Source organism: Lysinibacillus alkalisoli (assembly GCF_014643595.1).
Classification (GTDB): domain Bacteria; phylum Bacillota; class Bacilli; order Bacillales_A; family Planococcaceae; genus Metalysinibacillus; species Metalysinibacillus alkalisoli.
The window spans coordinates 18,925-31,829 of record NZ_BMJT01000004.1 but is presented as its reverse complement, the minus strand read 5'-3'; the positions used below and the strand labels follow the sequence as shown (position 1 = coordinate 31,829).

Sequence of the window (12,905 nt, the reverse complement as noted above, 5' to 3'; positions counted from 1 at the left end):
GACTACCTTATCTATTATACCTTTAGTTTTGGAATATGGTACAATTTCGGTACAACACTTTGAGGAGTGACATAATGGAAAGAGGCACGATTCATGATGTATCATTTTTTAGTAAAGCATTGCAGGAAAGTATTCAACTTTATATTTATACCCCTGCCAATTACACACCACTTACAGAATATCAATTATTAATTGCTTCAGATGGCAATGACTACTTCCAACTTGGGGGTATTACAAAAATTGCTGATGAGTTAATTGATGATATGGAGATTGATGAGTTAATTATTGTATTTGTTCCTTATGATAATGTTCAAGATCGACGCGATAAATATGTACCTAGTGGCAAAAAGCATCGTGAATATTTACAATTTTTAGCACATGAACTTGTTCCCTATATTGACCGTGAATATGCAACAACCCCTGTAGCACATGCACGAGGGTTGATCGGCGACTCGATGGCAGCTACTGTATCCCTTTTAGGGGCATTAACGTATCCAAATATTTTTGGTAAAGCGATTTTACAATCGCCATATGTGGATGAGGATGTATTAGATGCTGTGGAAAATTTTGCTAATCCATCAAGTATTTCTGTTTATCACATCGTTGGTAAAAAGGAAGATGAAGTACTCACTACTGAAAAGAAAGTAGCCGATTTTTTAACGCCTAACCGAGAGCTACATGAAGTAATGCAAATGCGCGGTTACCATCTCTTTTACGATGAGTTTAATGGCAATCATACATGGAAATACTGGAAGCCAGATTTGAGACGTGCACTAATCAAAAATTTTAATTAGCATTTCCCTTTGCTTGCTAGCATTTTTTCGTTATACTTTAAAAAAAGATGCTTTTTCGGGAGGTAATTTACATTGAAGTACGGTATTGTAGCATTTCCATCTAAGAAGACTCAAGATTTAGCCAACCATTATCGTAAGCGTTATGATACTCATTACGCACAAGTTCCACCACATATTACACTGTTGGAATCATTTGAAGCAGATGAATCTCATACAACAACTATTGTGGCAACTTTAGATAAGTTAGCAAAGCGTTTTGCGCCTTTACAAATCCAGTCATCTCGTGTAAGCTCTTTTGCACCTGTTACCAATGCAATCTATTTTAAAGTAGAGCCTACAAAACAACTTCAAAGCTTCCATGAAGCATTGACTGAGCAATTACAACACAACCCTAAGCACGTGTTTACACCACATATCACTATTGGGCAAGATATGTCTGACCAAGAACATGATGATGTGTTAGGTCAATTACGCATGATTGGTGTTGATGTGCAAGAAACAATTGACCGTGTACACTTACTCTATCAGTTAGATAATGGTTCATGGACAACTCATGAAACGTTCATATTGACAGGAGAGGAATAATTTGTACACTGTAAAAGTAGCTGTAACACCACAAGAAAAGAAAGATGCTTTTTCCATCCGTGAGAAGGTATTTGTAAAAGAACAAGGCGTACCCTTACACTTAGAGATTGATGAGTTTGACCGCGATGAGACGGTTACACACTTTGTTATGTACGACGAAGCCCAAGTCATTGGTGCCGCGCGCATGCGTACTAGTGAAGACGGTGTTGCCAAAATCGAACGTGTTTGCGTCGATAGCGCTTATCGTGGCAAAAACTTAGGGCAACTTGTGATGGAACAATTAGAAGAACATGCAAAAGACCTGCCCTATCACACGATGAAATTAAATGCCCAATCTTATGCGGTACCTTTTTATGAAAAGCTAGGATTTGTTGTAACATCTCCTGAATTTTTAGATGCGGGTATTCCTCATCGTGCTATGGAAAAAACTATTCAATAAACAAATAAAGGAACGGCTGCACACCACTTATGGTTAGTGCAGTCGTTCCTTTTTTATTACATGCCAATTACACCAATAATAATCGCAAATACGACTAACGTGATACTAAATAACCACATAATGAGGAAAGAATAACGAATATGTTTCCCCATTTCTAATCCTGCTAGACCTAATGCTAACCATAGTGCTGGTGAGAATGGGCTAACAAATGTCCCAATAATATTACCAATGACTAGGGCATTAACGGCAGATACAGAAGAAACACCATAATCTGTTACAATCTGCTCAACGATTGGTAACAGGGCAAAATAGTAAGCATCTGTACTTAATGCTAAATCAAATGGTACACCAAAGATCCCAATAATAATGTGTAAAAACGGAATAACAGCAACAGGTAACAGCTTCACCAAATCAGTAGCAATCGCATCAAGCATACCTGTACCATTTAAAATACCTAAAAAAGAACCTGCTGCTAATATAATAGACGCCATCATTAATGCGCCAGGTGCATGTGCTTTGATGCGAGCCATTTGGTCATCAACACTATGAAAATTAATAGGAAGTGCTATGCTTAATCCTACCATGAAAACAAAGCCTGCTGGCACTGAGCCTTGTACTAACATCGCAATAACACCAACCGTAATCAAGGCATTCAACCATAGCAACTTTGGTCTTTCAAACTCACTTTTTTCTTGTACCGTAGCTGGCTCATCCTGTACATTATCATCAAGTAGTACAGGTAATTTAGCAATACGACGTTTTTCGCGTAGCGCCAGTAGCACGGCTAATCCTACTAATAAACCCAAACCTGTTAACTGAACAGGAATTAACGGTCGCCATAATGTCGTGGGGTCCATATTAATAACACTACCAGCGCGCCCTAATGGCCCAGCCCACGGTACCATATTCATAATGCTAGCGCTAAGCCCTACTAATAATAACAATAAATATGGGCTCATACGTAATCGCTTATACAGCGGCAACAGTGCTGGAATCGTGATTAAAAACGTAGAGGCACCTGAGCCGTCTAAATGAGCGACAGCTGCAATGACTACAGTAGCGACGGCGACAGCGATAATATTCCCTCTTGAAATTTTAATCATGAAATGAATTAACGGATTAAATAAGCCGACATCTTGCATAATACCAAAATATAAAATAGCAAAAATGAACATTACAACCACATTCATCACTGAACCTAACCCTGTTGTGAAAAACTCACCAATCTCACTGGCACTAAACCCTGTGATAAGAGCCGCTACGATTGGTACTAATACTAGCGCTACAATAGGTGTCACACGATTGCTAATTAATAAAATAATAATCGCTGTTATCGCAATAAAACCAACCATACTTAACATTTTAATTCCCCCTTGTTGAAAACGATTTCATGTTAAATTGTGTCATTAACTTAACATATATCAGAATTATTTGTTAATATTATGGTAATAGTTTGTATTTTGTTCATTTTGTTCACGCTTTTTTATAATAGCGCTCTGGTCGACCTACATCTCCATATAACAGTTCTGCTTGCAATACGTGCACAGACACTAAATATTCTAAATAGCGCCTTGCGGTTGAACGGCTAATGCCAACTTCTTTTGCTAAAGATACAGCTGTCAATCCCCTAGCCGACTGCTCGATTTGATACTTTACCTTATTTAATGTAGTGGCATCAATTCCCTTTGGATATTGTTGCTCTTTTGCAACAGGCTTCAGATTAAATAATACATCTAATGTGTGCTGTCCCATTTGAGATTGTTGTAAATGTTTATCATACATTTCAAAGCGTGCCAAACTTGCGGTAAAACGGGCTAAATCAACGGGCTTAATTAAATAATCTTGCACGCCTGCACATAATGCTTGCTGAATGGTTGACGTGTCCTTAGCGGCAGTAATCATAATAATATTTAACGTTTTATAGCGCTCACGTAGCGTCCATAATAACGTCACCCCCTCCACATCTGGAATATACATATCTAACAGAATGAGATGTGGTTGTTTATGACTTGCTAAATAATTCTCCACTTCAGCACCTGTGCGTGCACTAAATACAACATGAAAATTAGGCAGTTGCTCCACATATTTTTTATGTAAGTTAGCAACATAAAAGTCGTCTTCCACAATCACAACGTCATACATGATATTGCCTCCTTTGGTAGTGTAATAATAAAACAAGTATCTTCTTCGCTATCCTCCACATAAATATCGCCACCTACATTACGCAATAACTCGCGTGATAAGGCAAGCCCCACACCACGTCTCTCTCCCTTACTTTTCGTAGTAAAACCATATTGAAAAATCCTGTCTCGATGAACTGCTGGAATGACTACACCACTATTCTCAATTTCAAATACAATTTCATTTCCTATATCTGTGAAATATAAATAAATCTGTTGATTCTTTTGGTCACGAATCGCCTCCATAGCATTATCTAAAACATTACCTAATGCTGTAAGCAAAGCATGACGAACTGTGGGCTCTACTATCGTACTAAGTTTACTTGTATCATCAATTATAAAAGCACTGTGCTGTTCTTGTGCCACGTGCAATTTTGCAATTAACATAGCACTTACATATGGGTCAGCAATTTGATCAATTAATTGATATACAAGGGTAGTTGATAACTCACTTTCTTTTTTTATCATGGCCATCGCTTCGTCTCGTTCATTCAATTGTAATAAGCCATAAATCACATGTAATTTATTCGAAAACTCATGGGTTTGAGAACGCAAGGCATTGGCATATTGTTTTGTCTTTATTAGTTCTTGTTGTAACCAATCCATATCATGTTTACTCCTAAATGTTGCCACGACACCATGTAACTTGCGTGCCTTCATCATAGGTATAGCATTAATTAACAATATCTCGTCTCCTATAATCACTTCATAGTCATGTAGTCTTTTCCCTGTGTTTATCACTTGTCTTATGTGCAATTGTGGCAAAGCAATATCAGCTTGTTGACCTACGAGCGCTGATGATGTAAGGGCTAATAACTGCTCAGCTTGGTCGTTCATTAACGTGATTTTACCTTCGTTGTCTGTTGCGATAACACCTTCTTGTGTAAATTGTAAAATATTTTCCTTTTCAATAAATTGCTTCACGATTTCATCAGGTGCTAGCCCATACAATTGCTTCTTTAATACGTAGGAAATAATAAAAGCACCGATAAGACCACCTAGTATAACGGCTAATAATAGCGCCACTAGTTTTTTCGTTGTGAATAATGTGAAGGCTTCAAGATCCTGTATAAAAAAACCTACTGATACAACACCTACAATATCTCCTCGTTTATCTCTTATTGGCGTTTTCCCGCGCAATGATGCACCAAGAGAACCTACAGACTCGGAAACATACGTCTCTCCTAAGAAAGCACGTGCATTATCCTCCCCTTCCATAGGTTTACCAATGTTAGCGACAACAGGGTGTGCAACTCGAATGCTATTACGATCGCCCACAACGATAAACTGTGCATCTGTAGCCTTCATAATAGGCATAATGATAGGCTGAATAATACTCGTTGGATTATCATGATGAAATGCTTCTTGTACAGATGGCATATGTGCAATACTTTCTGCCACAGCTATTGCTCGGTTACCTGTTTGTTGCTTAACCATATCTTTCATGAAACTGTATAACACAACAGAGAAAATGACACTAATGAATAAAATAAAAAGTGTCATCACAAGTACAAGCTTTGTGTTAAATGTTATCTTCATACACGCCCTCCTAGACAAAAATAGGATTGTTTAGCAAATAACTCTCACTAAACAACCCCATTCCCTTATCCAATCTGGCTTAAAAATACTGTAGCTAAGCCTAAATAAATTAAGATACTTGTAATATCATTTAATGTTGTAATAAATGGCCCTGATGCCACTGCTGGGTCAATTTTCAAGCGGTGCATTAATAATGGAATGAAGGAGCCTGCTAACGTTGCCACGATAATAGAACAACAAATAGCTGCCCCTACTAACATACCTAACAATAGCTCACCCTTCCAAAAGTACACAATACCAATAATAATTAAACCACATACAACACCCATAATCATACCTGTAAACATTTCACGTATTAATAACTTAAATTTATTTTCCTTTTCTAAATCACCTGTTGCAATACCACGAATTGCTACTGCTAATGCCTGTGTACCACTATTCCCACTTGTACCAGCAATCAAAGGAATAAAAATAGCGAGCAATGCTACCTTTTCTAAGGTTGCCTCAAATTGTCCCATTAAATTGGCTGTCAACATGCCTAAAAATAATAAGACAACAAGCCAAGGTAAGCGCTTTGTCGCAGATTGAAGCGGATTCATATCAAACTTATCCATATCAGAAATACCTGCAAGTTTAGAGTAGTCTTCTGATGCCTCTTCGTCAATGACATCAATAATATCATCGACTGTAATAATCCCTAAAAGCTTACCCTTATTATCAATAACTGGTGTAGCTAAGAAATTATAGTCCTTCATAATTTGAGCAACCGCTTCTTGGTCATCATCAACATGCACCATCACGACACGTTCATTCATAATGTCTCGTATTAACGTTTCTTCTTCTGCAATAATTAAGTCTCTTAATGACACAACACCTGTTAAGCGATGCACATCATCCACCACGAACACGTAATAAATGGTCTCTGCATTAGGAGCCTCTTTACGTAGAATTGTCATTGCTGAACGCACAGTAGAGTTTTCAGGAATAGCGACATACTCTGTCGTCATAATCGAGCCAGCCGTATCTTCTGCATACCCTAATAACTCGCTAATCTCACCCGCTACTTCTTCATCCATCATCTCTAAATAACTTTCACGTTGATGATTGTCGAGTTCATTTAACACGTCAACGGCATCATCCGTATACATATGCGATAGCATCTCTGCCCCATACGTCGTGTTCATTTCTTTTAAATAGGATTCATATTCATCATCATCTACTTCTAGACCCTCATATAAATCTGCCATCTCTTTAGGAGACAAAATCGCATACATTAACTTTCGTATGTCAGGGCCCACCTTTTCATAAAACTGTGCCTGATCATATGAGTGTAAAGATAAAAAGGCGTCACGAAAAACTTCTGTGTCATTATCTTTTAGCATTTGAATGAAATGCGCTTCGTCATAAACTATAGTGTCGGTTTCTTCTTTTGTTGTCACGTTTGTCTCCTCCTTCCAATAGCAAAATTATCTACCCTCACTAATAATAGTAGTCTCTTTAACTTAGAGCAAACCATTTTTGTAAAGAAAACGGATTTTTACTGCTGTTGTACAATTTTTTGCATATCTTGTGGTAAATCTATTGTTATATTAATTGGTGCGCCTGTAATAGGATGGATAAATGCCAATTTAGCACAATGTAACGCTTGCCTATTAATAAGCGTACAATCACCACCGTATAAATCATCGCCTAATAATGTATGACCAATATAGCTCATATGTACCCTAATCTGATGTGTGCGACCCGTGTATAAAAATAAAGCGACATGACTGTAAGCAACACCTGCTGTTTCACCTTTACCAATGAGTGTTACATCTGTACGCGCATACTTGCCTTTTGAGTCTACCATACGTTCAATTATACTCGTTGTCGAACGAGCTATAGGGGCTTCAATTGTTTGCGATGCTACTTCACCTATAACAATAGCTTCATAGTGACGTTGGATTTCTCCTTTTTTTTGCAGCTCACTCATTAAGTGATGCATATGACGATGTTTAGCTACACAGACGAGCCCTGATGTATCACGGTCTAAACGTGTGACAATATGGGCTGTTGCTGCTAATCCTTGCTGTTCTAAATAACCACAAATATCGTTTGCTAAACTATTTGTAGGGTGCTCTTTTGATGGTATGGTGCTCTGATGGGCTGGTTTATTAACAATTAATAAACTATCATCTTCATATTGAATAGCAAGAGGAGCATAGGTTGGTGTTAAACTTTCGCTTCGTTGCTCTCTCGGAAACTCAATCGAGACACAATCTCCAACTTGTAAAGCATAGCGTACATTTTGTTCTTGATCGTTCACCATTATTTTTCCGCCTTGAAACTTAATGGCTGTTAATGCTCGTTTAGAAACGCCATACGCCGCAATTGCTTCTCTCAGCAACTGCGGCGTTTGTGCTACGAATTGAATCGTAAAATTATTCATTGGCAACAAACGATTCATGCACGCGCTCCCAAAATGGGAATGGGCGGAAACGTGCAAAACGAATACGTTGTTCAGCTACAGTAAAAGTAATCGACTTAATATCTTTTTTTACTACTTGAATATGGTCAACTGTCATATTAAAGCTTTGTTCATTCACTGGCTTTAACACACATTTATGATGCGCTGGTAAAACGAGAGGCGAGCCAACCGTACGGAAAACGCGATTATTAATAGATGCAATCTCTGTCATTTGTATTGCTGGTAAAGTCGGATGAATAATAGCACCGCCTAATGCTTTATTGTAAGCGGTACTACCCGATGGTGTTGAAACACATAAACCATCGCCTCTAAAGCGTTCAAAATGCTCATCATTGAGTTCGACATCCATCACTAATGTAACATCTGGTGACTTTACAGTAGCTTCATTCAGTGCTAAATGATGTTCAGATGGCGAATGATGATGCTCTACTACCATTTCTAACAATGGATAGGCAACCACTCTAAAGTCACGCTTTGCGATAGATAATACAAGTTTTTCTAGCTCAGATGGCTTCCAATCTGCATAAAACCCTAAATGCCCTGTATGGATGCCTACAAATGATACGGTATCTAATAAATGACTATAGCGATGAAAAGCATGCAAAAGCGTGCCATCTCCACCAATTGAGATGACCACATCTGGACTTTCTTCATCTAACTCTAACCCAAAGTCTTGCAAATAAGTGGTGGCTAATTGCATCAACTCATTGGATTGTTCATCTCGACGTGACTGAACTGAGAATTTCATCATGACTCACGCTCCTTATTTGTATGAATACTTGGATTGTGCCCCTCTTTATTTTCTGTAAAGTAAACTTGTGCCTCTTGAATTTCACTGCGTATCGAAGACATTTCTTCATCTAATTTAAAGGCAGCTTCTGCTGCACTTTGCAAACGTAGTTTAATTTCTTCTGGGAAATCACCTTTATATTTATAATTCAACGAATGTTCAATAGATGCCCAAAAATTCATAGCGAGTGTACGAATTTGTATTTCGCCATATACAATGACAACACCATGAATTGTCTCAACAGGGTATTCAATTAACATATGATGCGAACGATAGCCACTTGGTTTATTATGCGTAATATAGTCTCTTTCTTCAATTACACGCATATCCTGACGTTGACGAATTAACTCAGCCACAGTAGCAATATCATCTACAAATTGACACATAATCCGCAAACCCGCAATATCTTGCAACTCCTCGCCAAGTGATTGGCTAGGCTGAAACACCAATCCTTTTTCTAACGCTTTCTCATAAATACTTGCAAGTGGTTTAACACGTCCTGTGACAAACTCAATAGGTGAATTTGTATTAGCAACACCAAATTGTGTACGCATACCTTTTAATTTAACTTTTAATTCATCTACTGCTTGTTTGTATGGCCCTAAAAACATTTCCCATTGCCCCATCACAAAACCTCCTCATTACACATGCCTTTCACTAAGCTTGTAAAATAGCAGCAAAAACACGTTCCACTTCTTCTACAAATGCTTCACCATAATTTCCATTACCTTCAATATTAAATAATAACGCCTCTAACTCTTCATTAAATTGCGTTAATGTCAATGTATTTTCACCACTGATGGCAACAGGGTCTTTTTGTTGTATAATACCTTGTGCTAACATACCCCAAAGCTCAGGTTGTATCCGTAGATAATAATAGCCCTCTCCAGAATCGAGTAAGTAGATAAAGGCAAAATCATCTGAGTCTACAATAACTTGTTTACTTGCTGTTACTTGTTCATTCAGTTCATTTTCGTTTAAAATAAACGTATAAGGTTGTAGTTCAATAGCTTGAACATTTAGCTGTTTACGCAATGGCTTACTTCCTTTCATGATTTCTTCTCATATTTTATCACAAGCCCTTAAAGGGTTGGCGAAAATTTCATTATAAACTATGAATTGAGGTGTTACGACATGAAGCAAGTAGAAATTGAATTTAAAAATATGCTTACTCAAACGGAATACGAAAGATTACTTCACTTCTTTGCTGTACAGCCTGAGCAAATCATCACTTTGCGCAATGACTATTTTGATACAGCCGATTTTTCTATTAAAAAATTACAAAGCGCACTGCGAATTCGTGAAACCTCACAGTATATCGAATGCACACTAAAAGAAGCAGACACTGCAAATCGCAGCATCGAAACGACAATCCCTTTGTCAGCTGTGGAAGCACAGCAAATGCGCAACACAGGTATACCTCCCTTACCTATTAAAAAACATTTGCAATCAAAAGGGGTAGACCCCACTACGATCGCATGTTTTGGCTCATTAACGACTGAGCGTGTAGAGCTCCCTTACCATGGAGGTACACTTGTGCTAGACCACACGTTCTATTTGCAGAAGGAAGATTTTGAGGTAGAATACGAAGCAGCAGATGAAAAAATTGGCGCAACTATTTTCTCAGAATTTTTACATAAACAACAGATTCCTAAGCGTGCTACAGATAAAAAAATTGCGCGTTTTAATTATGCATTACATGCGCAGAAAGGGTGATTTCTATTGGATATTAAAGCGATGACGACTATGATGCAAATTCAAGCGTTACAAACACTAGGTAACACATCGTCTAACCCAACACAACAAAGCAATGATTCTTTTCAAAGTATGATTCAAGATATGTTAGGGCAGTATAGCAAACCGCAACAGTTTGGCGATGTTTTTAACATGGGAGCAACTTCTGGTACAGAAGGCTCTTATTTTGATTTATTACGCTACACAGGTGATGCTAACTTATCCTCTTCTATGTTAGGTACTATTGAAGCAAGTGCTTTAAAGCCCTTACAATATGGCTTTGGCATGAAAACAAATCCACTAATGCCTACAACTAGTAAGACAAACTTTGAAAACATTGCAGGTTCCACCACATTTACAGGTGCTTTAGCTGGCGCCAATCAATATAGCAATATTATAAAAAAAGCTTCCGCTACATATGGTATTCCAGAAAAATTAATCGCAGCAATTATTAAACAAGAGTCTAACTTCAACCCTAGCGTCGTAAGTCATGCAGGGGCACAAGGGCTGATGCAATTAATGCCTGGTACGGCGCGTTATATTGGTGTTACAAACCCATTTGACAATGAACAAAATATCATGGGTGCGACAAAGTATATTAGTGAGATGTATAACAAACATGGTAAAGATTTAACCCTCACATTAGCTGCTTATAATGCAGGACCAGGTAATGTTGCAAAATATGGTGGTGTCCCACCATTTAAAGAAACTCAAAACTATGTTAGAAAAGTCCTTGGTTATTATCATGCTTAACGTATAAAGTGAAAAATGCGCCATTTTTAATCTCTAGTTATAGGCTGTCCATGCTATTGGGGACAGCTTATATTTTTTATTATAAGATTTTGTGCTAAAATAGTGACTATTGATTTAGCAAACTAGAGTGAATGAGCGATTTATTTGTTTTAAACAAAGGGCATTGCTAAAATAATAATAACGACATAAAACATAATCGTTACGTGTTATTGAAAGTATGCAACATCGTACTGATCGGTGCCGAGCAATATTGAATAAAATGAGATTAAAGGAGTATCACACCTATGAGTCGAAATTACACTGTGCCTTATGATGAAATAGGGGCTGAAAAATTATCTGAACTGATGCATGCGTTTTATAAACGCGTTGCAGTACATCCTGTTTTGATCCCTATTTTTCCAGAGGATTTAACAGAAACGATACGTAAACAAATTCAATTTCAGACACAATACTTAGGTGGCCCCAATCTTTTTACTGAAGAACACGGACATCCGATGATGCGTGCACGCCACATGAACTTTCCGATTACACCTGATGCAGCACAAGCTTGGCTTGAGTGTATGGCGGAAGCAATGGATGAGGTTGAACTAGAACCAAAATTTAGAGAGATATATTATAAACGTTTAGTATTAACTGCTCATCATATGATTAACACACAGAATATAGATGAGGGGGAGAATGAGTGAATAATAGCCCTATGCTTTCAGAACCTGTTACTTCGCCTGTGTCGCTCAATAAGCCCATTGAGCTTTATGTATTTTTGGACCCATTACATGCTAGTATGTTTGAAATGCTCACAACGATTCGCAAATTCCAATTAGAGTATGATCATTACTTCACATGGCGTTTAGTGCTGAGCAGTGATTTATCATCCTTGAATTGCTTAAGTAATAAACGAAAAAATGGATTATCAGATGAAACCATTGATATTAATCATCCTGTTTTACCATCGCTTGCTATTAAAGCAGCGGAATTACAAGGTAAGCGTGCTGGTTTGCGCTTTTTAGCAAAACTACAAGAATATATCCTCACAAATGAAGTCAGCATCACATCCTATCAAACACTATTGCAAATCGCACGTGATATTAAATTAGATATGACTGAATTTTCGTCTGACTTTGGCTCTAAAGAATCAGCAAAAGCATTACAATGTGATTTATATATTCGACGTGAAATGGAAGTGGATGAAGTACCAAGTATTGTCTTCTTCAATGAATGTGTGGAAGATGAAGGTTTGAAAGTAAGTGGGAATTATGATTATAATATTTACGAGCATATTTTGGCAGAGATGCTAGAAGAACAACTGATACCTAGACCACTGCCTTCTATGGAAGATTTATTTATACGTTATTCAACATTAACAACTCAAGAAATCGCATTTATTTATTCATTACCTATTGAGCATGTTGAACGTGAATTGAAAAAACGTATGTTACAGCAAAAAATTGAGCGTCTCCAAACCGAACAGCATACATTATGGCGCCCTCGTAAAGCCATTATATAATATAACTATTAACTCAAAAACTTACTATATTATTTGTATAAAATAACAAGCAGCGTAACGGGAATCGTTACGCTGCTTTTTTATAATTTTAGACCGTATTCTGTCTAATCATTTTTAATA

General features: G+C 37.5%; 15 protein-coding genes. 7 read left to right on the top strand and 8 right to left on the bottom strand.

Translation table 11 applies throughout. The annotated features are described in order from the left end of the window. Nucleotides 1-74 precede the first annotated feature (74 nt). The 3 genes from IEW44_RS06520 (at nt 75) to IEW44_RS06510 (ending at nt 1,818) form a co-directional block, all read left to right on the top strand. Nucleotides 75-794 carry an alpha/beta hydrolase gene (locus tag IEW44_RS06520; RefSeq protein WP_188614243.1) on the top strand — a complete coding sequence of 240 codons (720 nt, stop codon included), beginning with the start codon at nt 75-77 and terminating at the stop codon, nt 792-794. A gap of 72 nt (nt 795-866) precedes the next feature. Continuing rightward, entirely contained in the window at nt 867-1,379 is a 513-nt protein-coding gene (locus IEW44_RS06515) for a YjcG family protein (protein WP_188614242.1), read from the top strand. Nucleotide 1,380: 1 nt separating this feature from the next. Further along, nucleotides 1,381-1,818 (top strand): GNAT family N-acetyltransferase, encoded by a 438-nt coding sequence (locus IEW44_RS06510; RefSeq protein ID WP_188614241.1) that lies wholly within the window; start codon nt 1,381-1,383, stop codon nt 1,816-1,818. A 56-nt stretch (nt 1,819-1,874) separates the two neighbouring features. Here IEW44_RS06510 and IEW44_RS06505 read toward each other — a convergent pair whose 3' ends face one another. The 8 genes from IEW44_RS06505 to IEW44_RS06470 all read right to left on the bottom strand — a co-directional run bounded on the left by IEW44_RS06505 (nt 1,875) and on the right by IEW44_RS06470 (nt 9,847). Further along, nucleotides 1,875-3,179: a CitMHS family transporter gene (locus IEW44_RS06505; RefSeq protein ID WP_188614240.1), complete on the bottom strand. Its 1,305-nt coding sequence runs from the start codon at nt 3,177-3,179 to the stop codon at nt 1,875-1,877. Between the two features lie 112 nt (nt 3,180-3,291). Beyond that, complete coding sequence (locus IEW44_RS06500) at nt 3,292-3,960, bottom strand: response regulator (protein ID WP_188614239.1); 669 nt, start codon at nt 3,958-3,960, stop codon at nt 3,292-3,294. After that, nucleotides 3,945-5,537 carry an ATP-binding protein gene (locus IEW44_RS06495; protein WP_188614238.1) on the bottom strand — a complete coding sequence of 531 codons (1,593 nt, stop codon included), beginning with the start codon at nt 5,535-5,537 and terminating at the stop codon, nt 3,945-3,947. Before IEW44_RS06495 ends, IEW44_RS06500 begins: the two co-directional genes overlap by 16 nt. Nucleotides 5,538-5,602: 65 nt before the next feature. Further along, a complete protein-coding gene (mgtE, locus tag IEW44_RS06490) occupies nt 5,603-6,949 on the bottom strand; it encodes a magnesium transporter (RefSeq protein ID WP_373286135.1) in 1,347 nt (448 codons plus the stop codon). 125 nt (nt 6,950-7,074) lie between these two features. Beyond that, the gene (locus IEW44_RS06485; RefSeq protein WP_188614237.1) at nt 7,075-7,983 is read right to left on the bottom strand and encodes an RluA family pseudouridine synthase; all 909 of its coding nucleotides are present in this window, start codon (nt 7,981-7,983) and stop codon (nt 7,075-7,077) included. Beyond that, nucleotides 7,958-8,752, bottom strand: a complete 795-nt coding sequence (locus IEW44_RS06480) for an NAD kinase (RefSeq protein WP_188614548.1) — start codon at nt 8,750-8,752, stop codon at nt 7,958-7,960. The genes IEW44_RS06485 and IEW44_RS06480 overlap by 26 nt, the downstream gene beginning before the upstream one ends. After that, nucleotides 8,752-9,420, bottom strand: coding sequence for a GTP diphosphokinase (yjbM, locus tag IEW44_RS06475; protein ID WP_188614236.1), 669 nt, complete (start codon nt 9,418-9,420; stop codon nt 8,752-8,754). Before yjbM ends, IEW44_RS06480 begins: the two co-directional genes overlap by 1 nt. Before the next feature lie 31 nt (nt 9,421-9,451). Continuing rightward, on the bottom strand, nt 9,452-9,847 hold the full coding sequence (locus IEW44_RS06470) for a UPF0738 family protein (RefSeq protein WP_229704182.1): 396 nt from the start codon (nt 9,845-9,847) through the stop codon (nt 9,452-9,454). A gap of 81 nt (nt 9,848-9,928) precedes the next feature. Here IEW44_RS06470 and IEW44_RS06465 point away from each other — a divergent pair, with 81 nt between their 5' ends. The 4 genes from IEW44_RS06465 (at nt 9,929) to IEW44_RS06450 (ending at nt 12,785) form a co-directional block, all read left to right on the top strand. Then, the gene (locus tag IEW44_RS06465) at nt 9,929-10,510 is read left to right on the top strand and encodes a CYTH domain-containing protein (protein WP_188614235.1); all 582 of its coding nucleotides are present in this window, start codon (nt 9,929-9,931) and stop codon (nt 10,508-10,510) included. Nucleotides 10,511-10,516: 6 nt separating this feature from the next. Further along, entirely contained in the window at nt 10,517-11,281 is a 765-nt protein-coding gene (locus tag IEW44_RS06460; protein WP_229704181.1) for a lytic transglycosylase domain-containing protein, read from the top strand. Nucleotides 11,282-11,565: 284 nt separating this feature from the next. Then, nucleotides 11,566-11,967, top strand: a complete 402-nt coding sequence (locus IEW44_RS06455) for a globin domain-containing protein (protein ID WP_188614234.1) — start codon at nt 11,566-11,568, stop codon at nt 11,965-11,967. After that, nucleotides 11,964-12,785, top strand: coding sequence for a DsbA family protein (locus IEW44_RS06450; RefSeq protein ID WP_188614233.1), 822 nt, complete (start codon nt 11,964-11,966; stop codon nt 12,783-12,785). Before IEW44_RS06455 ends, IEW44_RS06450 begins: the two co-directional genes overlap by 4 nt. Nucleotides 12,786-12,905: the final 120 nt, after the last annotated feature.